Here is a 24,098-nt window from a genome sequence, read left to right as displayed (position 1 = left end):
GTGAAACCTAAGCTATCGGGGGCCAGATATGACAGCCAGCAGCAAGCTTTACGTTGATTTGACCGTCGCGACGATGACCGCATCCCAGACCGCCTATGGCCTGGTCGAGAATGCCGCGATCGTCACGACGGAGGATCAGATCGCATGGGTCGGGCCGCTGGCCGATCTGCCCGCCGGACACGCGAGTCTGACGCGCGAGGGCCTGGGCGGGCGGCTGGTCACGCCGGGCCTGATCGATTGCCACACTCATGTCGTGCATGGCGGCGATCGCGCCGTCGAATTCGAAATGCGCCTGAACGGGGCAAGCTACGAAGAGGTCGCGCGCGCAGGCGGTGGCATCGTGTCGACCGTGACCGCGACCCGCGAGGCCAGCGTCGATGACTTGATCGCCAGCGCGCTGCCCCGCGTCGATGCGCTGCTGGCCGAGGGCGTCACGGTTCTGGAGGTCAAATCGGGCTATGGCCTCGACCGCGAAACCGAACTGCGCATGCTGCGCGCCGCCCGTGCGCTGGATCAGCATCGCCCCGTGCGGGTCGTGACCAGCTTCCTTGGCGCGCATGCCGTGCCGGTCGAATATCTGGGCAGCCCGGACGCCTATATTGACGACATGTGCATTCCCACGCTTCGCGCCGCCCATGCCGAAGGGCTGGTCGATGCCGTAGACGGTTTCTGCGAGGGGATCGCATTTCTGCCGGATCAGATTGCCCGTGTTTTTGACGTGGCCAGGGAACTGGGCCTGCCGCTGAAACTGCATGCCGAGCAGCTGTCGAACCTTGGCGGCGCCAAGCTGGCCGCGTCCTACGGGGCAATGTCGGCGGATCATATCGAATATCTGGACGAGGATGGCGTCATCGCGATGGCACAGGCCGGAACCGTGGCGGTTGTCCTGCCCGGCGCCTTCTACACATTGCGCGAAACGCAGGCGCCGCCGATCGCCGCGCTGCGCAAACATGGCGTGCCGATGGCACTGGCCAGCGATTGCAACCCCGGCTCCTCGCCCATGACATCGCTTTTGCTGACGATGAACATGGCCTGCACGCTGTTCCGCATGACGCCCGAGGAGGCGCTGACCGGCGTCACGCGTCACGCCGCGGCCGCCCTCGGTCTGACCGATTGCGGCCAGATCGCAACCGGGATGCGCGCCGATCTGGCGGTGTGGGATATCAAACACCCTGCCGAGCTGGCCTATCGCATCGGCTTCAACCCCCTTCACACCCGCATTTTCGGAGGCAACTCGTGACCACACTCACCCTGACGCCTGGCGCTGTCACACTGGATCATCTTGCCACGGTCTACTGGGACGAGGCCTCCGTGCGTCTTGACCCGGCCTGCCGCCCCGATATCGAGCGCGCGCATGCCTGTATCGCGCGGGCCGTGGCCGGAACCGATGCCGTCTACGGTGTGAACACGGGTTTCGGCAAGCTGGCCAGCGTTCAGATCGCGTCCGAGGATACCGCAACCCTGCAGCGCAACCTGATCCTGTCGCATTGCTGCGGCGTCGGGCCTGCGATTCCGCGCCGCCATGCGCGGCTGCTGATGGCGCTCAAACTGCTGAGTCTGGGGCGCGGTGCATCCGGCGTGCGCCTCGAGGTGGTCGACCTGATCGAAGCAATGCTGGACAAGGGCGTGACGCCCGTCATCCCGGCGCAAGGGTCGGTCGGTGCGTCCGGCGATCTGGCGCCGCTGGCGCATATGGCCGCTGCGATGATGGGCCATGGCGAGGCTGAATTTGGCGGCAAGGTGATGCCGGGCGCCGACGCGCTGGCCGCCGCCGGGCTGACCCCGGTGGAACTGGGCCCGAAAGAAGGGCTGGCGCTGATCAACGGCACGCAGTTTTCCACCGCGTTTGCGCTGGCGGGCCTGTTCGGCGCGTGGCGCGGTGCGCATTCCGCGCTGGTCACATCGGCGCTGTCCACGGATGCAATCATGGGCTCGACCGCGCCGCTTCAGCCGGAAATTCACGAATTGCGCGGCCACGCGGGCCAGATCGAGGCGGGCGAGACCATGCGCGCGCTGCTGGACGGCTCGGAAATCCGCGAAAGCCACGTTGACGGCGATGCCCGCGTGCAGGACCCCTATTGCATCCGCTGCCAGCCGCAGGTGACGGGCGCGGCGATGGACGTGCTGCGCATGGCCGCCCGCACGCTGGAGATCGAGGCCAACGCCGCCACCGACAACCCGCTGGTTCTGGTCGGCGCCGATCTGATTGTCTCGGGCGGGAATTTCCATGCCGAGCCGGTCGGCTTTGCCGCCGATATGATCGCGCTGGCCGTGGCGGAAATCGGGGCAATCGCGCAGCGCCGGATCGCGCTGATCGTCGATCCGGTGCTCAGCTTCAACCTGCCGCCGTTCCTGACGCCGAAGCCCGGCCTTAATTCAGGCTACATGATCGCCGAGGTGACGACCGCCGCCCTGATGAGCGAGAACAAGCATCTGGCGAACCCCTGCGTCACCGACAGCACGCCCACATCCGCCAATCAGGAGGATCACGTCAGCATGGCCGCCCACGGCGCCCGGCGCCTTGGGCAAATGCTGGAAAACCTCAACCGTATTCTGGGGGTTGAGCTGCTCTGCGCCGCGCAGGGCATTGATTTCCGCGCGCCGCTGGCAACAAGCGAGCCGCTGCAGCGCGTCGTGGCGCGCGTGCGCGAGAGTGTAGAAACATTGGGAGACGATCGTTACATGGCACCTGATCTTGAACTGGCCGCAACTTTGATTGAAAGCGGCGCAATTGCAGATGTTGCAGGCATTTCCATGCCGGAGCTGCGCACATGACCCCGGTAGAGCTGCACCGCGGAGACAGCCCCATCGTCCTGGGCCTGCCCCATACCGGCACCTATGTGCCTGAAAATGTCCTGGCCGATCTGAACGATCGCGGGCGCGGTCTGGACGATACCGATTGGTATCTTCACAAACTGTATGGAGACCTTCTGCCCGGGGTGACGACGGTGCGTGCGACGTTCCACAGGTATGTCATTGACGCCAATCGCGACCCATCGGGCGCATCGCTCTATCCGGGGCAGAACACCACTGGTCTGGTCCCGCTGACGGACTTTGAAGGTCGCGACATCTGGGACAAAGTGCCAGACGCCGATGAAATTGAAGCGCGCCGTGTCGCCTATCACGCACCATATCACGCCACGATGCGCGCAGAAATGGATCGCGTGCGCGCACTGCACGGAATTGCAATCCACTATGATTGCCATTCGATCCGGTCGCAGATTCCGTTCCTGTTCGAAGGCACGTTGCCCGATTTCAACATCGGGACGGATTACGGCGTAACCTGCGATCCCTCTATCGAGGCCGCGGTGACTCAGATTTGCGAAAACGCGGATAACTACAGCACTGTAGTCAACGGACGCTTCAGAGGTGGCTGGACCACGCGTCACTACAGCCAGCCTGAGCAAGGATTCCATACAATTCAAATGGAGCTGGCTCAGTCAACCTATCTCACAGTCGAAGCGGCGCCGTGGCCCTACGATACCGACAAGGCCGACCGCCTGCGCGTCCATCTGCGTGATATTCTGACCAAACTGGCCGATCTGGCCCTCACTTCAACTCCGGCCCTTGGAGGCAAACCATGAGCGATCCCCGCAAGAACACCCGCGACATCTATCCCGCGACCGGCAGTGACATCTCCGCCAAAAGCTGGATGACCGAAGCGCCGATGCGGATGCTGATGAACAACCTGCATCCCGATGTTGCCGAAAACCCGCATGAACTGGTCGTCTATGGCGGAATCGGCCGCGCGGCACGGACATGGAAGGACTTCGACACCATCGTCGCCAGCCTCAAGGATCTGGAAGAAGACCAGACGCTGCTGGTGCAATCGGGCAAGCCCGTCGGCGTGTTTCAGACCCACAAGGACGCGCCGCGCGTGCTGATCGCCAACAGCAATCTGGTGCCGCATTGGGCGACATGGGACCATTTCAACGAGCTGGATAAGAAGGGCCTGGCGATGTACGGCCAGATGACCGCCGGGTCGTGGATCTACATCGGTTCTCAGGGCATCGTGCAGGGCACCTACGAGACGTTTCAAGAGGCCGGGCGCCAGCATTACGATGGCGACCTGACTGGCAAATGGGTACTGACCGGCGGTCTTGGCGGCATGGGCGGCGCGCAGCCTTTGGCAGCCGTGATGGCCGGGGCCTGCTGCCTTGCCGTGGAATGCAACCCTGACAGCATCGATTTCCGCCTGCGCACGAAATATGTCGACGAGCGCGCCGATACGCTGGACGAGGCGCTGGAGATGATCGACCGCTGGACCAAAGCGGGCGAGGCGAAATCGGTCGGCCTTCTGGGCAACGCCGCCGATGTGTTCCCCGAACTGGTCAGACGCGGCGTGCGCCCCGATATCGTCACCGACCAGACCTCGGCCCACGATCCGGTCAACGGCTATCTGCCGCAGGGCTGGACCATGGGCGAATGGAGGGAAAAACGCGAAAGCGATCCCAAGGCAGTGGAAAAGGCCGCGCGCGCATCGATGAAGGTGCAGGTCAAGGCGATGGTGGATTTCCATGCCGCTGGCATCCCGACCGTCGATTACGGCAACAACATCCGGCAGATGGCGCTGGAAGAGGGGCTGGAAAACGCCTTCGATTTCCCCGGCTTCGTGCCTGCCTATATCCGCCCGCTGTTCTGCCGCGGTATCGGCCCGTTCCGCTGGGCCGCGCTGTCGGGCGATCCCGAAGACATCTACAAGACCGACGCCAAGGTCAAAGAGATCCTGTCCGAGGACACGCATCTGCACAACTGGCTGGACATGGCGCGCGAGCGGATTTCGTTCCAGGGCCTGCCCGCCCGCATCTGCTGGGTCGGTCTGGGCGTGCGTGACAAGCTGGGCTTGGCCTTCAACGAAATGGTGCGCAATGGCGAACTGAGCGCGCCCATCGTCATTGGCCGCGACCATCTGGATTCAGGCTCTGTCGCGTCGCCGAACCGCGAAACCGAGGCGATGATGGACGGCTCGGACGCGGTGTCGGACTGGCCGCTGCTGAACGCGCTGCTGAACACCGCGTCGGGCGCGACATGGGTATCGCTGCACCACGGCGGCGGCGTCGGCATGGGCTTTAGCCAGCATTCCGGCATGGTGATCTGCTGTGACGGCAGCGAGGACGCAGACCGCCGCATCGCCCGTGTTTTGTGGAATGACCCCGCCACGGGCGTCATGCGCCACGCCGATGCCGGATACGACATCGCCAAGGAGTGCGCCCGTGAAAACGGGCTGAACCTGCCGGGCATTCTGTAAGTTTTGCATCGCCCCGGCCCATGCCCAACGGCGACGCGCGAAGGCCGAAAACGACCGCCGCTGATCCTGCTAGGCCAGCGGCGGTTTTCAATCCTGGGGAACGGCAGAGACCGATCCGATCACGCCCCCGAACGCGGTCTGACTCGCGTCAGGTAATCATCTCCAGCCGCTCCTTGCTCAGATCGCCGGGCACGATGGTGATGGGGATGGGCAGGCTGCCCGCCGTGCGGCTGAGCTGGCTGACCAGCGGGCCCGGCCCAGCCCGGTCTACCGCTGCGCCCAGCACCAGCACGCCCACATCCGGATCTTCGGCGATCTGGGCGATGATCTCGGCGACAGGTTCGCCCTCGCGGATGACCAGCTCGGGGTCCACGCCCTGTTTATCGCGCATCCACTTGGCAAAAACCTCGAAATGCGCCTCGATCCGCTCGCGCTGTTCTTCGCGCATGATGTCGCCGACACCGATCCAGTGGTTGAAATCTTCGGGCGGTATGATCGACAGAATCGCCACCCCGCCTTGGGTATGGGCGGCGCGCATGGCGGCAAAGCGCATGGCATTCAGGCATTCGCGGCTGTCGTCCAAAACCACCATGAATTTACGCATCACACCCTCCCCTGGGACCAGACGACAATGCCACCGCCCGCCCCCCCGTGCAAGTTCGCGTTGCCGGGCATCATGCGTCCAGCCCCCGCCCCTTCAGCAGCGCCTCGACGCCCGGCAATTTCCCGCGGAACGCCAGATACAGCGCCTCGGCATCAGCCGATCCGCCGCGCGACAGGATATGCTCCTCCAGCGCGCGGGCGCGCTCTGGATCGAATGCACCGCCCGCCTCCTCAAACGACGCGAAGGCGTCGGCATCCATCACCTCGGACCACATGTAGCTGTAATAGCCCGAGCTGTACCCGTCGCCGGCGAACACATGCGCAAATTGCGGCACCGCATGGCGCATCGTGATCGCCGCTGGCATGTCGATTTCCGCCAGCACGTCGGCCTGCCGTAGCATTGGGTCGGCAGGCGGCGGGCCATCGTGAAAGCTGAGATCGACCAACGCGGACGCCACATATTCCACCGTCTGGAACCCCATATCGAAGGTCGCGGCATCCAGCACCTTTTGCAGAAAATTCTGCGGCATCGCCTCGCCCGTGTCGGCGTGGGTGGCAAATTCGCCCAGCACCTCGGGGACCTCCAGCCAATGCTCGAACAACTGGCTGGGCAGTTCCACGAAATCGCGCGCGACCGATGTGCCACTGACGCTTTCGTAGGTTACGTCCGACAGCATCTGGTGCAATGCATGGCCAAATTCGTGGAACAGCGTGCGCGCGTCGTCATAGCTCAGCAGCGCGGGATCGCCCTTGGCAAAGTTGCACACATTGATGACAACCGGCCCCTGTTTCTCGGGGAATTTCGCCTGCCCGCGCATCGCACTGCACCACGCGCCCGACCGTTTGGGGGCGCGCGCGAAATAATCGCCGATGAAGACGGCGATATGCGCGCCGTCGCGCGTCACCTCCCAAGCCCTGCAATCGGGATGGTAGAGCGGGATTTGCACCGGCTTGAACTCCAGCCCGAACAAGCGGTTCGCGCAGGCGAACGCCGCCTCGATCATGCGGTCCAGCTGCAGGTAGGGCTTCAGCTCGGACTCATCCAGATCATGCTCGGCCTGCCTGCGTTTCTCCGCATAATACCGCCAATCCCACGGCGCCAGATCGGCATTGACGCCATCGGCGCGCATCATTTCGGTCAGGACCTTCGCGTCGCGATCCGCCTGTGCCTTGGCCGGCGTCCAGACCTGCATCAAAAGGTTGCGCACGGCGTCCGGCGTCTTGGCCATCTCCGTTTCCAGCTTGAAGTCAGCAAAGCTGTCATAACCCAGCAGCTTTGCGCGCTCGTCGCGCAGCGCCAGCGTTTCAGCCGCAATTCCGCGGTTATCCGTCTCGCCGCCATTGGCCCCCCGGGCGGTCCACGCGTCAAACGCCCGCTTGCGCAGATCGCGGCGCGGCGAGAATTGCAGGAACGGCACGATCAGCGACCGCGACAAGGTGATGATTGGCCTCTGCAAACCCTGCTCGCTGCCCGCCGCGCGCGCATTGCGGATCAGGAAATCGGGCAATCCCTCCAGATCCGCCTCGGCCAGTTCCATATACCAGTCGGCCTCGTCAGCCAGCAGGTTCTGGGTAAACGCCGTGCCCAGTTCAGCCAGCCGCGCCATAATCGCCTGCATCCGCGCCTCGGCCGCGCCGCTCAACGCGGCGCCGTGACGCATGAAACTGCGATGGGTCAGCATCAGCACGCGCGCCTGCTCCTCGCTCAGACCCAGCGCCTCGCGCTGCTCCCAAAGCACCCCGATGCGGGCGAAAAGCGGCTTTTGTGCATACAGCCACGACGAATACGCCGCCAGCTTGGGCGCAAAGTCACGTTGCAGCGCTTGGCGCACCGGATTACTATCGGCCCCGGCAACGGTGAAAAAGACGCTCAGCACCTTGTCCAGCGCCTTGCCCGATGCCTCCAGCGCCTCGATTGTGTTGGCAAATGTCGGTGCCTCGGGCGTTTTCGCAATCGCCAAAATCTCGGCGCGGGCCAGCGTCAGGGCTGTCTCCAGCGCGGGGGCGAAATCGGCGTCATCGATGCGGTCGAACGGGGCGACGGCAAAGGGGGTATCCCATGCGCCCAGAAGCGGATTGGTCATGTGACCTCCTTGGTGCCGCAGACCGAACAATCGTCGCGGCGTTTGATATCTATGCGGCGCGCATCCGAATAGAGTGCGTCATAGATCAGCAGCGTCCCGCGCAGCGTCGCGCCCGCGCCGGTAATCAGCTTGATCGCTTCGCCCGCCATCATCGCGCCGATGACGCCCGGCAGCGGCCCCATCACGCCCGCCTCTGCGCAGGACGGCGCCAACCCCTCGGCCGGAATGTCGGGGAAAATGCAGGCATAGCAGGGCGCACCACTGGCGGGATCGAACACGCTCAACTGCCCCTCCCATTGGGTCAGCGCGCCCGAAATCAGCGGCTTTCCGGTGGCGACGGCAGTGCGGTTCACCAGATGGCGGGTGGCAAAATTATCGGTGCCATCTAGGATTATGTCATATTCGGCAAACAGATCGGCAGCGATGTCTTCTGTCAGGCGGCGCGCGTAGGGGCGCATGTCGACATGCGGGTTCAGCGCGCGCACGGCGGCGGCGGCGGAATGAACCTTGGGCGTGCCGATATCCGCGTCGCGGTGGATCACCTGCCGTTGAAGGTTCGACAGGTCGACGACGTCGTCGTCGATCACGCCGATGGTGCCGACACCCGCCGCGCCCAGATAGCTCATCACCGGCGATCCCAGACCGCCCGCGCCAATCACCAGAACGCGGGCATTTTTCAGCGCCTTCTGCCCCGGCCCGCCAACCTCGCGCAGAATGATATGCCGCGCATAGCGTTCCAGTTCGGCATCCGAAAAGGCGCCGCTGCGCGCGACCGGCGCCTCGCCTGCCCCGGCCCGCGCACGCACCCGGCGCAACCCGGCACGATAGAGCAGCACCAACGCCGCAAACCCGCCCAGCAGCAGCCAAGGCGCCGCACTACCGCCAGTCGCAACCCGCAAGGGCGAGGCTACAGGCTGCACCAGATGCAACAGCACGACGCCGACCCACAAGCATCCGATCATCCCCCAGCGCATCCGCCCGGCCGTACCCAATAGCGCCCCCAAACCCCAAAGCGCGCCAGCAAGGATGAAAACCAGCAGCATCAGCCGACCCCGGTCGAACCAAAGCCGCCCGTGCCGCGCGCGGTGTCCGCCAGCGCCTCGGCCAGCGCGAATTCCGCCACGACAACCGGCGCCACGACCATCTGCGCAATCCGCGCGCCATGCGCAACCTCGAACGGCGCGGCGCCCTGATTGATCAAAATCACGCCCAGCGGCCCTCGATAGTCGCTGTCGATCGTGCCCGGTGCATTCGCCAACGTCACACCATGTCTCAGCGCCAGCCCCGACCGTGGCCTGATCTGCACCTCATACCCCTCGGGAATCGCCAGCCGCAGCCCCGTCGGGACCAGCGCCCGCGCGCCCGGCGCCAGAACCACACCCGCGCCACCGGGAAAATTCGCGCGCAGATCCGCCCCGGCCGCGCCGCTGCTGGCATAGACGGGCAGGCCCAGATTGCGGTCCGCGCCATCGTCCCAGCACAGCGTTACCGTCACCATACGCCTGCCCTTTCAATGTTCCCAAAATACTCAAAATCCCCGGCCCGCCACACGCGACAGGGATCAAAGCATAGCGCCCCCGCGCCCGATGTCACATCGGCACCAGCGCCCAATAGTCGAGGTCTAGCAGAACATCCGGCAGATACCGGCCATCCTCCCCCTTCAACGCGCCTGCCGTGCCGCCCTTGGTCGCCACCAGCCGCAGGCGCAGCGCACCGACGCCCGGCGCGGCGGTCTCGGCGCGGTCCAGAACCTCGCTCCAGGCGCGCACCGTGTCGCCGGAATGACACGGGTTGGCATGCGCGCCGCCATTGAGCCCGGCAATGATCTGCGCATTCGCCAGCCCGTTGAAGCTGAGCGCGCGCGCCATCGAGATGACATGCCCGCCATAGATCAGCCGCCCGCCATCGCGCGCCGTCGAATCGAAATGCACCTTGGCGGTGTTCTGCCACAGGCGGGTGGCCAGCATATGCTCGGCCTCTTCAATCGTGACGCCATCGACATGGTCGATCACCTCGCCCACGGCATAGTCGCCCCAGCGATGCGGCTCGCCGGCCAGCGTGAAATCATAGTTCGTGAAATCCAGTCCGTCCGGAATGACCAGTTGATCGGCCGCCAGCGCGGGCGCCAGATCGGGGATCACCGTTTCGGGCGCGGGCGCGTCCGTGTCGCGCTTTTTGACCATCACCCAGCGCACATAATCCAGCACCACCTCGCTGTGCTGGTTGAATCCCTTCGTGCGCACCCAGACGACGCCGGATTTGCCGTTCGAATTCTGCTTCAGCCCGATCACCTCGGACACCGAACGCAGCGTATCGCCCGCATGGACCGGGCGCAGCCAGCGCCCCTCGGCATAGCCCAGATTGGCCAGCGCGTTCAGCGAGATGTCCGGCACCGTCTTGCCGAACACGACATGGAAGGCTGCCAGATCGTCCAGCGGCGCGCCATCCAGCCCGCAGGACCGCGCGAATTCATCCGACGAATACAGCGCATGGCGCGCCGGATACAGCGCATGATACAGCGCCCGCTCGCCGCCCGATACGGTGCGCGGCACGGCATGTTCGATCACTTGCCCGACCGAGTAATCCTCAAAGAAGCGGCCCGGATTTGTCTTGGTCTTCGTCATGTCTACTGCTCGCCCAGTTTCGTGTCAGGGGTGTAGACGCCAGGCGCGTCCTTGGTCACGGCCTGGCCGCAGCGCATCACGCCGTTGGCCGCATCAAAGCCTTGAGTCGGGCTGCCATACAGCTCCCAGCCCTTGTTCAGCGCGTCCGTCACCTTGTGGCAGAAGGCCGATGTGTCGTCGGCGCTGAGAAAGCGATACAGTTTCATGACATCCTCATCCAAATACGGGGTAGCCCAGCGCGTTGTGCACAAATGCGATCACGGCATAGAGCACCACACTGGCCACAACTGCAATCACCTCCTTGCGCCGCGGCGCGGCAGGCGGCTTGGTCCAGTCGGGTTCGGCGCGGTTGATCACGATCATCTCGGCAACCGCCCAGGCCAGCAGCCCGCCAAAGAGGATGAAGGACGCGACATCGCCGTTCACCAGCAGATGTGCCAGCGCCCAGACCTTGACGCCCGCCAGCATTGGGTGACGCATCTTGCGCGCCAGCGCGGTTTTCATACCCGCAGCGGCGAACAGGTAGATCGACAGCAGCATGAGCAGATTGTTGATGCCCACCGTCGCCGGCTGACGGCCCCAGAAGTAGGCGCCATCGGACATGCGATAGCCGATGACCATCAGGACCACTCCGGCCAGCAGAACCAGCGTGATCGGCCCGCGCGCCTTGGCACCCATCCCCGCGCGCGCATCCGGCGCCGCGCGTTTAAAGAAATGCCCGGCGCACCACAGCGCGAGGCCCAGTATCAGAATGGCAATGCCCATCATGCGTCCTCCATTTCGGCCAGCACCTGTGCCTTGGCCAGTATCCTGCGCGCGGCGACCACGTGCAGGTTTTCCACGATCGTGCCGTCGACCACGGCCACCCCTTCGCCCGAGGCCTGACTGGACTCATGCGCCGCGATCTGGCGGCGGGCAAGGTCAATCTCGGACGCGGTCGGCGCAAAGGCCCGGTTCGCCCCCTCGATCTGCGCAGGGTGGATCAGCGTCTTGCCGTCAAAACCCAGATCGCGGCCCTGCTCGCATTCCGCCATCAGACCGTCGCCGTCGCGGAACCGGTTGTAAACTCCGTCGATGGCGACAACGCGCGCCGCGCGGGCAGCCATGACGATGGTTTGCAGCGCCATCATCAGCGGCAGGCGGTCGGTGCGGGTACGGGTGCCCAGATCCTTGGTCAGATCATTGGTGCCGGTCACCATCCCGGTCACGCGCCCATGCGCCGCGATATCGCGGGCATTGAACACGCTGACCGGCGTTTCCATCATCACCCAGATCGGCATGGTATCGGGCAGCAGATCGGCCAGATTGTCGACGTCGGACCGGGTGTTCACCTTGGGCAGCAGGATCGCATCTGCGCCCGCATCCTTCAGCGCACGCACGTCCTCCAGCCCCCATTCGGTCATCAAGGCGTTGATGCGCACGATCTTGGCCCGGCGCCCGTATCCACCATCCTTGAGCGCCTGCACCAGCGTGCCACGCGCGGCGGTCTTGGCATCGGGCGCGACCGCGTCCTCCAGATCAAAGATGATCGCATCGCAGGGCAGATCACGCGCCTTTTGCAACGCGCGCTCTTTCGAGGCCGGGATATAAAGGACGGACCTGTAAGGGCGGGTGGCAGAGTCCATGGATCTCTCCTGCTCGGGCTGCAATATTACTGCGCAGGGATGCCATTTTCCAGCGCATTGGTTCAAGGCTTTTCTCGCCGCAGCGCAGAATGACCAGGCGCTTGCAGGCCGCACCCGACCACCTGCGCAACGCAGAACCCTTGCGCGCGGGGCCAAATAGGACTACCTCAACGGCGGAAATTCTTTGCCAATCGGAGGTAACAACCCATGGCCAGACCCAAGATCGCACTGATCGGCGCCGGACAGATCGGCGGCACGCTTGCCCATCTCGCCGCCATCAAGGAACTGGGCGATATCACCCTGTTCGACATCTCCGAAGGCACCCCCGAGGGCAAGGCGCTGGATATCGCCGAATCCGGCCCTGCCGAGGGTTTTGATGCCACGCTGAAGGGCACGCAGTCCTACGCCGATATCGCGGGTGCGGATGTGTGCATCGTCACCGCCGGCGTTCCGCGCAAACCGGGGATGAGCCGCGACGACCTGCTGGGCATCAACCTCAAGGTCATGAAATCGGTTGGCGAGGGCATTGCCAAGCATGCGCCGAACGCGTTCGTCATCTGCATCACCAACCCGCTGGATGCGATGGTCTGGGCGTTGCGCGAATTTTCCGGCCTGCCGCATGAAAAGGTCTGTGGCATGGCGGGCGTTCTGGATTCGGCACGCTTCCGCCACTTCCTCAGCCTGGAATTCGGCGTATCGATGCGCGACGTGTCGGCCTTTGTGCTGGGCGGTCATGGCGACACGATGGTGCCGCTGGTGCGCTACTCTACCGTCGCAGGCATCCCCCTGCCCGACCTGATCGACATGGGCTGGACCACGCAGGACAAACTGGACGCGATCGTCCAGCGCACCCGCGACGGCGGCGCCGAGATCGTCGGCCTGCTGAAAACAGGCAGCGCATTCTACGCGCCCGCAACCAGCGCCATCGAGATGGCCGAAGCGTACTTGAAGGACCAGAAACGCGTCCTGCCCTGCGCCGCGCATGTCGACGGTGCCTATGGCCTGAACGGTTTCTACGTCGGCGTGCCGACCGTGATCGGTGCGGGCGGCATCGAGAAGGTCATCGAGATCAAGATGAACAAGGACGAACAGGCGATGTTCGATAAATCGGTCAGCGCCGTCAAAGGTCTGGTCGAGGCGTGCAAGGGCATCGACGGGTCGCTGGCCTAAGCCTCTGCGGTTCAGAAATAACCGAAGGCCCCGGCATTGCGACCGGGGCCTTTTTCTTGCGAAACGCAGCCGTACCAATCGGGCAAAGCGGTGCTTACGGCAGACCCTTGGTGCGTTCCGGCAATCTGCGGCGTAGCTCTGCATTGAACGCCTCAACGCTGAAATCAGGCAGGTTTCCCAACACGTCCCCCAACACGGGCGTCGGATTGAACGGTGTCTCGTACAGCAATCCGAATGCGCGCAGGCGGGCCTGCTGCTGGGGTCCGATCTCCTTCAACTCCGCATGTAGCGCCTCATAGCCACCGGGCGTGGCGGCGACGCTTGCGGCCCGATCAATCTGCGCCTGCCGGTGCGCCGCGACGTTGAAATCGGCCGGATCGTATTCGGTATAGCGCCGCAGCTTGGTCAGCCATTGCAGGCGTGTCAGCCCGTCAAAATGCAACAGCCGCGCGGCGGTGCTGCGAAACCGTTCCGCCCGCGTGCGCCCCTTGCCGCGAAACGCCCAGTGGATGCCAAGCCGATAATCCCCGTCCCGCGGCACCGCGCATTTGCCTGCCGAATGGCCCAGCACTCCGAAATCCAGAAAGTCGACATGGTCGCCATAAATCACCCTGTCGGTGTCGATTCCGTCACCGCGCCGTATCAGCGACCGGGTACAGGTCCGAAAGACGCCCTCCCATATCGACGTCTGTGGGCCGGGCAGGTACATGCGCTCGGCCACCGGGAAATACAGTTCGCACTCCAGCTCGCGGACAGCGGCCATTTCAGCGCCCAAGGGACGGTCCTGCACCAGAAATTCATCGGCATCCAGATGCACCAGCCAATCCACACCGCAGCGCTTCAACGCATGATTGGCGTTCAGCGCCTGACGCCGCCGATGGGTGGGCGGGCGCCGCCCGGCCGGGGCAGCGCGGCGCCAGTGCGCGTCATCGCAGCGCACCGCGCAAACACCGGGGATGGCCTCCAGCAGCGGCAGAACAGGGTCGTCCGGGTCATCCAGATACACATGCACCTCCGCCGCGCCAGTGCCGATATGCCAGCCAACATTCGCCAGCAGCAATTGCGCCGGTTCGTGCGCTGTCAGCACAATGCCCCAGCTGGCCGGTGGCAGATTATCGTTGGACATGACGGCTCCTGCGTCTGTTGGACGGGGTTCGGGCACAGTAGCCACCCCTCGATTCCCTGCAACGACAAAGGCGGGTGATTTTGTGATCACACGATTGAAGCCTGTGATCACAAAGCTCTGAATTTTGCCCCTTATCCGGCAAGAATGGCAAAAAACCGTTTAATCCCCGCAAAGCGTTATATGTATATCAGAACCGACCACAGAAAAACGGGACAGCTTCCATGAACATCCACGAGTATCAGGCCAAGGCGCTGCTGCGCTCCTACGGGGCGCCCGTGTCGGACGGCCGCGTCGTTCTGCGCGCAGAAGAGGCCAAGACAGCCGCCAGCGAAATGGACGGCCCCCTCTGGGTGGTCAAGGCGCAGATCCACGCCGGCGGGCGCGGCAAGGGCACCTTCAAGGAATCCGGCGCAGGCGAGGCCGGCGGCGTGCGTCTGGCCAAATCCGTCGAAGAGGCCGCGAATGAGGCCAAGCGCATGCTGGGCCGCACGCTGGTCACCAAACAGACCGGCCCGGCGGGCAAGCAAGTGAACCGCATCTATATCGAGGACGGCGCAGGCATCCAGACCGAGATGTATCTGGCCCTTCTGGTGGATCGCCAGACCAGCCGCGTCAGCTTTGTCGCGTCGACCGAGGGCGGCATGGATATCGAAGAGGTCGCGGAAAACACGCCCGAAAAAATCCTCAGTCTGTCTGTCGATCCGGCGACCGGCTATCAGGCGTTTCACGGGCGCCGCATCGCCTTCAACCTCGGGCTGGAGGGCGCGCAGGTCAAGCAATGCGTCGCGCTGATGGGCACGCTTTATAAGATGTTCATCGAGAACGACATGGAGATGCTGGAAATCAACCCGCTGATCGTGACCGACAAGGGCGATCTGCGCTGCCTCGATGCCAAGATGAGCTTTGACGGCAACGCCATGTATCGCCACCGCGACATTGCCGAGCTGCGCGACACGACCGAGGAGAACGCCAAGGAACTGGAAGCGTCCAAATACGATCTGAACTACATCGCGCTGGACGGCGAAATCGGCTGCATGGTCAACGGTGCGGGCCTTGCCATGGCGACGATGGACATCATCAAGCTGTACGGCGCCGAGCCCGCCAACTTCCTTGACGTGGGCGGCGGGGCAACCAAGGAAAAAGTGACCGAGGCGTTCAAGATCATCACTTCCGATCCGCAGGTCAAAGGCATTCTGGTCAACATCTTCGGCGGGATCATGCGCTGCGATGTGATTGCCGATGGGGTTGTGGCGGCTGTGAAAGAGGTCGGCCTGAAAGTGCCGCTGGTCGTGCGCCTGGAGGGCACGAATGTCGAGCAGGGCAAGGAGATCATCAACAATTCCGGGCTGGATGTAATTGCTGCGGACGATCTGAAGGATGGCGCGCAGAAGATCGTGAAGGCCGTCAAAGGTTGAATTCAGGGCGGGCTGCGGTCCGCATGCCCAAATGATACATGGCAGGCCCAAGCCTGCCCCGAAGAAGGAGCCACCAATGGCAATCCTCGTAGACGAAAACACCCGCGTCATCTGCCAAGGCCTCACCGGCTCGCAGGGAACGTTCCACACCGAACAGGCCATCGCCTACGGCACGAAAATGGTCGGCGGCGTGACCCCCGGCAAGGGCGGGCAGACGCATCTGGACCTGCCGGTCTACAACTCGGTGCATGAGGCGCGGCACGAGACGCAGGCGAATGCGTCGGTGATCTATGTCCCGCCCCCCTTTGCCGCCGATTCAATCCTCGAGGCGATCGACGCCGAGATGGAGCTGATCGTGTGCATCACCGAGGGTATCCCGGTGCTGGACATGATGCGCGTGCAGCGCGCGCTGCAAGGGTCGAAATCCACGCTGATCGGGCCGAACTGTCCCGGCGTCATCACCCCGGATGCCTGCAAGATCGGCATCATGCCCGGCCACATTCACCAGCGCGGATCCTGCGGTGTCGTCAGCCGCTCGGGCACATTGACCTACGAGGCGGTCAAGCAGACGTCGGACGTCGGCCTTGGCCAGTCCACCTGCGTCGGCATCGGCGGCGACCCGATCAAGGGGACCGAACATATCGACGTGCTGGAATGGTTCCTGGCCGATGACGAAACGCAGTCGATCATCATGATCGGCGAAATCGGCGGCAGCGCCGAGGAAGAGGCCGCTCAGTTCCTCGCCGACGAGAAGAAGGCGGGCCGCTGGAAGCCGACCGCAGGCTTCATCGCCGGGCGCACCGCCCCTCCGGGCCGCCGCATGGGCCACGCGGGCGCCATCGTCGCCGGTGGCAAGGGCGGCGCGGATGACAAGATCGAGGCGATGCGCAGCGCCGGCATCGTCGTCGCCGAAAGCCCGGCAGGTCTGGGCGAGGCCGTGCTTGAGGCGATTGGGTAAAACATTGCGGCCCCCCGCGCATATCCCCTGGGCGGGCGACAGCCCGTCCCTACCGGGCCAAGGCCGACAGCCGCCGACCTTGGCCCGCGTTTCAGTATCTTGCCCCACTTCGCCTGAGGTAATCCAATGACCGACCAATCCACGAATGACCAGTTCCACGCCTCCAGCTTCATGCAGGGGCACAATGCGGAATATCTGGAACAGCTGTATGCGCGCTATGCGAACGATCCGAACGCAGTCGACGAGGCGTGGCAGACGTTTTTTGACCAGATGGGCGACGATGGCGCCGACGTCACAGCCGAGGCCGCAGGCCCGTCATGGGCGCGCGCCGATTGGCCGCCCATGCCGCAGGACGATCTGACCGCCGCGCTGACGGGCCAATACCCGACCGAGCCGGAGGCAGCGGAAGTCGGCAAGAAGCTGACCGAAAAGGCGCGTGAAAAGGGGATCGAGGTCAAAGACGAGGCGATCCAGCGCGCTGTGCTGGATTCGGTCCGCGCGCTGATGCTGATCCGCGCCTATCGAATCCGCGGCCATCTGATCGCCGATCTCGACCCGCTGGGCCTGCGCGAGCAGCCCTTCCGCCCCGAGCTGGACCCGAAAAGCTACGGCTTTACCAGCGATGACATGAAGCGCCCGATCTTCATCGACAATGTGCTGGGCCTGCAAATCGCCACCATCCGCGAGATTCTGGCCATCGTCATGCGCACCTATTGCGGCACGTTTGCACTGCAATACATGCATATCTCGGACCCAGAGCAGGCCGGCTGGCTGAAGGAACGGATCGAGGGGTATGACAAGGAAATCACCTTCACCCGCGAAGGCCGCAAGGCGATCCTGAACAAGATGGTCGAGGCCGAAGGCTTTGAGAAATACCTGCACGTCAAATACATGGGCACCAAACGCTTTGGCCTAGATGGTGGCGAATCGCTGATCCCGGCGATGGAGCAGATCATCAAGCGGGGCGGCTCTCTGGGTGTTGAGGAAATCGTCATCGGCATGCCCCACCGGGGCCGCCTGTCGGTGCTGGCCAACGTGATGGGCAAGCCCTATCGCGCCATCTTCAACGAATTTCAGGGCGGCAGTTTCAAGCCCGAGGACGTGGACGGCTCGGGCGACGTGAAATATCACCTCGGCGCCAGTTCCGACCGCGAATTTGACGGCAACGAGGTCCATCTGTCGCTGACCGCGAACCCCAGCCATCTGGAGGCGGTGAACCCCGTCGTTCTGGGCAAGGTCCGCGCCAAGCAGGACCAGTCCAACGACGCCGACCGCACCAAGGTGTTGCCGATCCTGCTGCACGGCGATGCGGCCTTTGCCGGTCAGGGTGTGGTTGCCGAATGCTTTGGCCTGTCGGGTCTGAAAGGGCACAAGACGGGCGGCACGATGCACATCGTGGTGAACAACCAGATCGGTTTTACCACCGCGCCGCATTTCAGCCGCTCCAGCCCCTACCCCACCGACATCGCGCTGATGGTCGAGGCGCCGATCTTCCACGTCAACGGCGACGATCCCGAGGCCGTGGTGCACGCCGCCCGCGTGGCGACGGAGTACCGCCAGAAATTCCACAAGGATGTGGTGCTGGACATCATCTGCTATCGCCGCTTCGGTCATAACGAGGGCGACGAGCCCATGTTCACCAACCCGGTGATGTACAAGAAGATCAAGCAGCAAAAAACCACCCTGACCCTATACACCGAACGTCTGGTCAAGGACGGGCTTATCCCCGAGGGCGAGATCGAGGATATGAAGCAGGCCTTTCAGTCCTACCTTGCCGATGAATTCGAGGCCGGAACCAACTACAAGCCAAACAAAGCCGATTGGCTGGACGGCAAATGGGCGCATTTGGACCGCAAGCTGGAGGATTACCAGCGCGGCCAGACCGCCATCAGGGAAGAAACGTTCCAACAGATCGGCACGGCGCTATGTCGCGCGCCGGACGGCTTTCCGATCCACAAGACGGTGCAGCGTATTCTGGACGCCAAGGCGAAGATGTTCGAAACCGGCACCGGCTTTGACTGGGCCACGGGCGAGGCGCTGGCCTTCGGCTCGCTTCTGACCGAGGGCTTCCCGGTGCGCCTGTCTGGTCAGGACAGCGCGCGCGGCACGTTCAGCCAGCGACACTCCGCCCTCATCAATCAAGACGACGAGGAACGGTATTACCCCCTCAACAACATCCGCGAAGGGCAGGCCCGCTACGAGGTCATCGATTCGATGCTGTCCGAATATGCGGTGCTGGGGTTCGAATATGGCTATACGCTGTCCGAACCCAACGCGCTGACCCTGTGGGAGGCGCAGTTCGGCGATTTCGCCAACGGCGCGCAGATCATGTTCGATCAGTTCATCTCCTCGGGCGAAAGCAAGTGGCTGCGCATGTCCGGCCTTGTCTGCCTTCTGCCGCATGGCTACGAGGGGCAAGGGCCGGAACACTCATCCGCACGGCTGGAGCGGTTCCTGACCATGTGCGGGCAGGACAACTGGATCATCGCCAACTGCACGACCCCGGCGAACTATTTCCACATTCTGCGCCGCCAGCTGCACCGGACCTACCGCAAACCGCTGATCCTGATGACGCCGAAATCGCTCCTGCGCCACAAGCTGGCCGTGTCCAAGGCCGAGGATTTCACCATTGGATCCAGCTTTCACAGGGTGCTATGGGATGACGCGCAATACGGGAGTTCCGATACTGAACTGGTCGCGGATGATCAGATCAAGCGCGTGGTCATGTGCTCGGGCAAGGTCTACTTTGATCTGCTGGAGGAACGCGACAAGCGTGGCATCAATGACGTCTATCTCATGCGGTACGAGCAATTCTATCCCTTCCCTGCGCAATCGTCGGTCAAGGAACTGGAGCGATTCAAGCAGGCCGAGATGGTCTGGTGCCAGGAAGAGCCGAAAAACCAGGGCGCCTGGTCGTTCATCGAACCGAACATCGAATGGGTCCTGACCCGCATCAACGCCCGACAAAAGCGCCCCGAATACGCGGGCCGCGCCGCTGCGGCATCACCCGCCACCGGTCTTGCCAGCCAGCACAAAGCACAACAAAAAGCGCTGATTGACGACGCGCTGACGATCAAAGGAAACTAAGCCATGAGCACCGAAGTACGCGTTCCCACGCTGGGCGAATCCGTCAGCGAAGCCACCGTCGCCACATGGTTCAAAAAACCCGGCGACAAGGTCGAAGCCGACGAAATGCTGTGCGAGCTCGAGACGGACAAGGTCACCGTCGAGGTTCCCAGCCCCGCCGCCGGCACGATGGGCGACATCGTCGCCGCCGAGGGCGAGACGGTGGGCGTTGACGCCCTTCTGGCCACGATTCAGGAAGGTTCGGGCGAGAAACCCGCCGCCAAACCGTCCGAAAAGCCCGCTGAGAAACCTGCCGAGAAATCTTCGGACAAGGACCCTGCCTCTATCGACGTGATGGTCCCCACCTTGGGCGAATCCGTCAGCGAGGCCACCGTCAGCACATGGTTCAAGAAACCCGGCGACAGCGTCTCCCAGGATGAGATGCTCTGCGAGTTGGAGACCGACAAGGTCTCGGTCGAGGTGCCCGCCCCCGCCGGCGGCATACTGTCCGAAATCCTCGCAAACGAGGGCGACACCGTGCAGGCCGGCGGCAAGCTGGCGGTGCTAAGCGGATCTGCCGATGGGTCGGTCGAGCCGTCCGCGCTCCCATCAGGTGAAAGCGAGGGCAAAGACGCAGGCGAAACCGCGTCCAAGCCGGGCAAGGATGTCGAGGCGGCCCCCTCCGCCAAGAAGGCCATGGCCGAGGCGGGCCTCTCTCCCGATCAGGTGACGGGCACTGGCAAGGATGGCCGCATCATGAAGGAAGACGTGGCCAAAGCCGCCCAAGGCGGCAGTGCCAAACCCGCCCAAAGCAGCGCCCCTGCCCCAGCGCCGACCCCGCGCGCCGCCTCCTCTGCCGATGACGCCGACCGCGAGGAACGGGTCAAGATGACCCGCCTGCGCCAGACCATCGCCCGCCGCCTCAAGGACAGCCAGAACACCGCCGCCATGCTGACCACCTATAACGAGGTCGACATGACCGAGGTGATGGCCCTGCGCAGCGAATACAAAGAGGCGTTTCAAAAGAAACACGGCGTGAAACTGGGCTTCATGTCCTTCTTCACCAAGGCCTGCGTGCATGCCCTGAACGAGGTGCCCGAGGTCAACGCCGAGATCGACGGCACCGACATCGTCTACAAGAAATTCGTGCATATGGGCATCGCCGCGGGCACCCCGACGGGCCTCGTCGTGCCGGTGATCCGCGACGTGGACGCGATGAGCTTTGCGCAGATCGAAAAGGCCATCGCCGAAAAGGGCGCCAAGGCGCGCGACGGCAAGCTGACAATGGACGAAATGCAGGGCGGCACCTTCACCATCTCCAACGGCGGCGTCTACGGCTCGCTGCTGTCCTCACCCATCCTGAACCCGCCACAATCGGGCATCCTCGGCATGCACAAGATCCAGGACCGCCCCATGGCGATCAAGGGCGAGGTCAAGATCCGCCCGATGATGTATCTTGCGCTTAGCTACGACCACCGGATCGTGGACGGGAAAGGGGCGGTGACGTTCCTCGTGCGGGTGAAAGAGGCGCTGGAGGATCCGCGACGGTTGTTGATGGACTTGTGAAGAAATGTTCCTCCTTGAGGCATCAAGAAGCTGGTCCAGAGATTTCAACCGTTTTTTGATTGGAGCCTTGGCCCTATACTTTCTTGGATTTATGGGTGCGCTTCCGTTTTTGAATTTTGATCGGGTGAGTGTCGAGATCGATCAAGTGACCGCACCTTTCGCAATGGGTCTGATAGCTTTTTTCTTAGGCAGCTCCTTGCTGGGTACCTTAATCGTTCCATTCGGGCAAATCTTCTTTGACTCTGAAATCGTGGGTGAAGTCAAAAACCTTGAGCGAGCAAAACATGTAGGTTCGTCGCAGAATTCACTCTTGATCGAAGTGTATCGAGACACTCAGGCGCAGGCTGAGCTGGCGAAGGGTATTCGAGGACTAGTTTTCTTCTGTTTCTCAGTTTCAGCATTACACCTCATCTACAGTTTTTCGTCTTCGTTCGGAGCTACTAAAATCAGCACTGAACCTTCTATAAAATTTTCAAATCTTTCGACTCAAATCCTTGGCGCGGCGGTGGGCCTTCTTATTGGGGAGTGGATAAAGCGCTCTGTGCAAATTTCGTTGAAGCGCATCGACGAAATGTTCGAATTAGACGCAGAGGATGCCAAAAAACCATGACCCCCGAACTCATCGCCCTCACCCTCGCCGCCCTCCTCCAAGTGGTCCAATTCGCCCTCATGGCGATCCCCGCCAATCTCGAACTCGGCCCGGCCAAGACGATGTCAGCCCGCGACCCGGACCAGATCGGCGGCCCGATAGAATCCCAACTCAGCCATGGCACCGCCCGCCTTGCCCGCGCCCTGAGCAACCACTTTGAGGGCCTGATCCTCTTCACCATCGCCTGCACCGTCGTCACGATCTCGGGCCAATCCACCGCGCTCACCGCCGCATGTGCATACATCTACCTCGCCGCGCGCATCGCCTATGTCCCGGCCTATTATTTCGGCCTCACACCATGGCGTTCCCTCATCTGGGCCGTCGGTTTCGGCGCCACCACGCTCATGCTGCTGGCGGCCCTCTTCTGACCTTTCAATGTTCCAAAAATACTCACATCGGGACACATGCAAATACCACTCCGGTTGACGCTCCGGGCATTTCCCTGTCTGCTTGGCCCCAACCGCACCTGACCCAAAGGAAACACACCAATGGCCAGTTATGATGTCATCATTATCGGCTCCGGCCCCGGCGGGTATGTCGCCGCCATCCGCTGCGCGCAGCTGGGCCTGAAAACCGCCTGCGTCGAAGGGCGCGAGACGCTGGGCGGCACCTGCCTGAATGTCGGCTGCATCCCGTCCAAGGCGCTGTTGCATGCCTCGCATATGCTGCACGAGGCCGAGCATAACTTTGCCGCGATGGGCCTCAAGGGCAAGTCGCCTTCGGTCGACTGGAAACAGATGCAGGCCTACAAGCAGGACACGATCGACACCAACACCAAGGGGATCGAATTCCTGTTCAAGAAAAACAAGATAGACTGGATCAAGGGTTGGGCCTCCATCCCCGAAGCAGGCAAGGTACAGGTCGGCGACGACACGCATGAAGCGAAAAACATCATCATCGCATCGGGGTCCGTTCCGTCCGACCTCAAGGGCGTCGAGGTGGACGAGGAAACCGTCGTGTCCTCGACCGGCGCGCTGACATTGGGCAAAATCCCCAAGAGAATGGTCGTGATCGGCGCAGGCGTCATCGGGCTGGAAATGGGCAGCGTCTATGCCCGGCTCGGCGCTGAAGTGACGGTTGTCGAATATCTTGACGCAATCACACCGGGCATGGACGCCGAGGTGCAAAAGACCTTCCAGCGAATCCTGAAAAAGCAGGGCCTGAAATTCGTGATGGGCGCCGCCGTGCAGTCCTGCGAAGTCAAGAATGGCAAGGCGACGGTGAAATACATCCTGCGCAAAAAGGAAACCGAGGCCGAGATCGAGGCCGAGATCGTCCTTCTCGCAACCGGCCGCAGCCCCTATACCGATGGGCTGGGGCTAACCGATCTGGGTGTCGAGATCTCTGATCGCGGCCAGATCAAGACGGACGACCACTGGCAAACCAACGTCAAGGGCATCTACGCCATCGGCGACGCCATCGACGGCCCCATGCTGGCCCACAAGGCCGAGGACGAGGGCATGGCCTGCGCCGAGGTTCTGGCGGGCAAGCATGGGCATGTCAATTACGGCGTTATCCCCGGCGTGATCTATACCCACCCCGAAGTGGCGAGCGTCGGCGCGACCGAGGACGCCCTGAAAGAGGCCGGGCGGAACTACAAGGTGGGCAAGTTCAGCTTCATGGGCAATGGCCGCGCCAAGGCGAATTTCGCCGCCGATGGTTTTGTGAAAATCCTCGCCGACAAGGAAACCGACCGTATTCTGGGCTGCCATATCATTGGCCCCTCAGCGGGTGATCTGATTCACGAGGTCTGCGTCGCGATGGAATTCGGCGCGTCTGCGCAGGATCTGGCGCTGACCTGCCACGCGCATCCGACCTACTCCGAGGCCGTGCGCGAGGCGGCGCTTGCCTGCGGCGACGGGGCCATTCACGCCTGAGGACGCACAATATCCCTGCCGGGCGGCGCGCTGCCCGGCAGGCGGCTACCAATTCGGATGTTGTTTGCGGATCGCCAGCTCGGCGTC

At 63.1% G+C, this 24,098-nt stretch carries 21 protein-coding genes; 12 read left to right on the top strand and 9 right to left on the bottom strand.

Annotation, left to right across the window (positions count from 1 at the left end; all coding sequences use genetic code 11):
• Nucleotides 1-28 precede the first annotated feature (28 nt).
• From hutI to hutU, 4 genes are read left to right on the top strand one after another with little or no spacing between them, the layout of a single operon-like run.
• On the top strand, nt 29-1,240 hold the full coding sequence (hutI, locus tag FGD77_RS10290; protein ID WP_255009196.1) for an imidazolonepropionase: 1,212 nt from the start codon (nt 29-31) through the stop codon (nt 1,238-1,240).
• Nucleotides 1,237-2,775 (top strand): histidine ammonia-lyase, encoded by a 1,539-nt coding sequence (gene hutH / locus FGD77_RS10285; RefSeq protein WP_255009194.1) that lies wholly within the window; start codon nt 1,237-1,239, stop codon nt 2,773-2,775. Before hutI ends, hutH begins: the two co-directional genes overlap by 4 nt.
• Nucleotides 2,772-3,584: an N-formylglutamate deformylase gene (gene hutG, locus FGD77_RS10280; RefSeq protein ID WP_255009192.1), complete on the top strand. Its 813-nt coding sequence runs from the start codon at nt 2,772-2,774 to the stop codon at nt 3,582-3,584. Before hutH ends, hutG begins: the two co-directional genes overlap by 4 nt.
• Complete coding sequence (hutU, locus tag FGD77_RS10275; protein ID WP_255009190.1) at nt 3,581-5,248, top strand: urocanate hydratase; 1,668 nt, start codon at nt 3,581-3,583, stop codon at nt 5,246-5,248. Before hutG ends, hutU begins: the two co-directional genes overlap by 4 nt.
• 148 nt (nt 5,249-5,396) lie before the next feature.
• On the opposite strand, the gene FGD77_RS10270 is transcribed toward hutU, so the two are convergent.
• The 8 genes from FGD77_RS10270 to FGD77_RS10235 form a co-directional block, all read right to left on the bottom strand.
• Nucleotides 5,397-5,852 carry a universal stress protein gene (locus FGD77_RS10270; protein ID WP_255009188.1) on the bottom strand — a complete coding sequence of 152 codons (456 nt, stop codon included), beginning with the start codon at nt 5,850-5,852 and terminating at the stop codon, nt 5,397-5,399.
• A 70-nt stretch (nt 5,853-5,922) separates the two neighbouring features.
• On the bottom strand, nt 5,923-7,935 hold the full coding sequence (locus tag FGD77_RS10265) for a M3 family metallopeptidase (protein ID WP_255009187.1): 2,013 nt from the start codon (nt 7,933-7,935) through the stop codon (nt 5,923-5,925).
• Complete coding sequence (locus tag FGD77_RS10260) at nt 7,932-8,978, bottom strand: molybdopterin-synthase adenylyltransferase MoeB (RefSeq protein ID WP_255009186.1); 1,047 nt, start codon at nt 8,976-8,978, stop codon at nt 7,932-7,934. The genes FGD77_RS10265 and FGD77_RS10260 overlap by 4 nt, the downstream gene beginning before the upstream one ends.
• Nucleotides 8,978-9,433: a dUTP diphosphatase gene (dut, locus tag FGD77_RS10255; protein ID WP_255009185.1), complete on the bottom strand. Its 456-nt coding sequence runs from the start codon at nt 9,431-9,433 to the stop codon at nt 8,978-8,980. Before dut ends, FGD77_RS10260 begins: the two co-directional genes overlap by 1 nt.
• 91 nt (nt 9,434-9,524) lie before the next feature.
• Nucleotides 9,525-10,559 carry a MaoC family dehydratase gene (locus tag FGD77_RS10250; protein WP_255009184.1) on the bottom strand — a complete coding sequence of 345 codons (1,035 nt, stop codon included), beginning with the start codon at nt 10,557-10,559 and terminating at the stop codon, nt 9,525-9,527.
• 2 nt (nt 10,560-10,561) lie between these two features.
• Nucleotides 10,562-10,765, bottom strand: coding sequence for a DUF1737 domain-containing protein (locus FGD77_RS10245; RefSeq protein ID WP_255009183.1), 204 nt, complete (start codon nt 10,763-10,765; stop codon nt 10,562-10,564).
• Nucleotides 10,766-10,772: 7 nt separating this feature from the next.
• Complete coding sequence (locus FGD77_RS10240; RefSeq protein ID WP_255014174.1) at nt 10,773-11,318, bottom strand: NnrU family protein; 546 nt, start codon at nt 11,316-11,318, stop codon at nt 10,773-10,775.
• 5 nt (nt 11,319-11,323) lie between these two features.
• The gene (locus FGD77_RS10235; protein WP_255009182.1) at nt 11,324-12,184 is read right to left on the bottom strand and encodes a CoA ester lyase; all 861 of its coding nucleotides are present in this window, start codon (nt 12,182-12,184) and stop codon (nt 11,324-11,326) included.
• 207 nt (nt 12,185-12,391) lie between these two features.
• Between FGD77_RS10235 and mdh the strand changes: the two genes are divergently transcribed.
• Entirely contained in the window at nt 12,392-13,354 is a 963-nt protein-coding gene (mdh, locus tag FGD77_RS10230; protein WP_255009180.1) for a malate dehydrogenase, read from the top strand.
• Nucleotides 13,355-13,448: 94 nt separating this feature from the next.
• Here the strand turns inward: mdh and FGD77_RS10225 are convergent, their stop codons facing one another.
• A complete protein-coding gene (locus tag FGD77_RS10225; RefSeq protein ID WP_255009178.1) occupies nt 13,449-14,480 on the bottom strand; it encodes a glycosyltransferase family 2 protein in 1,032 nt (343 codons plus the stop codon).
• A gap of 221 nt (nt 14,481-14,701) precedes the next feature.
• Between FGD77_RS10225 and sucC the strand changes: the two genes are divergently transcribed.
• The 7 genes from sucC to lpdA all read left to right on the top strand — a co-directional run bounded on the left by sucC (nt 14,702) and on the right by lpdA (nt 24,011).
• A complete protein-coding gene (gene sucC, locus FGD77_RS10220) occupies nt 14,702-15,895 on the top strand; it encodes an ADP-forming succinate--CoA ligase subunit beta (RefSeq protein WP_255009176.1) in 1,194 nt (397 codons plus the stop codon).
• A 76-nt stretch (nt 15,896-15,971) separates the two neighbouring features.
• Complete coding sequence (gene sucD / locus FGD77_RS10215; RefSeq protein ID WP_255009173.1) at nt 15,972-16,853, top strand: succinate--CoA ligase subunit alpha; 882 nt, start codon at nt 15,972-15,974, stop codon at nt 16,851-16,853.
• Between the two features lie 126 nt (nt 16,854-16,979).
• Nucleotides 16,980-19,940 carry a 2-oxoglutarate dehydrogenase E1 component gene (locus FGD77_RS10210; RefSeq protein ID WP_255009171.1) on the top strand — a complete coding sequence of 987 codons (2,961 nt, stop codon included), beginning with the start codon at nt 16,980-16,982 and terminating at the stop codon, nt 19,938-19,940.
• A 3-nt stretch (nt 19,941-19,943) separates the two neighbouring features.
• On the top strand, nt 19,944-21,485 hold the full coding sequence (gene odhB / locus FGD77_RS10205; protein WP_255009168.1) for a 2-oxoglutarate dehydrogenase complex dihydrolipoyllysine-residue succinyltransferase: 1,542 nt from the start codon (nt 19,944-19,946) through the stop codon (nt 21,483-21,485).
• 4 nt (nt 21,486-21,489) lie between these two features.
• Nucleotides 21,490-22,095 carry a hypothetical protein gene (locus FGD77_RS10200; RefSeq protein WP_255009166.1) on the top strand — a complete coding sequence of 202 codons (606 nt, stop codon included), beginning with the start codon at nt 21,490-21,492 and terminating at the stop codon, nt 22,093-22,095.
• Nucleotides 22,092-22,502 carry an MAPEG family protein gene (locus tag FGD77_RS10195; protein WP_255009164.1) on the top strand — a complete coding sequence of 137 codons (411 nt, stop codon included), beginning with the start codon at nt 22,092-22,094 and terminating at the stop codon, nt 22,500-22,502. The genes FGD77_RS10200 and FGD77_RS10195 overlap by 4 nt, the downstream gene beginning before the upstream one ends.
• A 120-nt stretch (nt 22,503-22,622) precedes the next feature.
• Entirely contained in the window at nt 22,623-24,011 is a 1,389-nt protein-coding gene (gene lpdA, locus FGD77_RS10190) for a dihydrolipoyl dehydrogenase (protein WP_255009162.1), read from the top strand.
• Nucleotides 24,012-24,098 lie beyond the last annotated feature (87 nt).

The organism is Roseovarius sp. M141 (assembly GCF_024355225.1).
Classification (GTDB): domain Bacteria; phylum Pseudomonadota; class Alphaproteobacteria; order Rhodobacterales; family Rhodobacteraceae; genus Roseovarius.
This window is presented reverse-complemented; position numbering and strand designations above follow the sequence as displayed.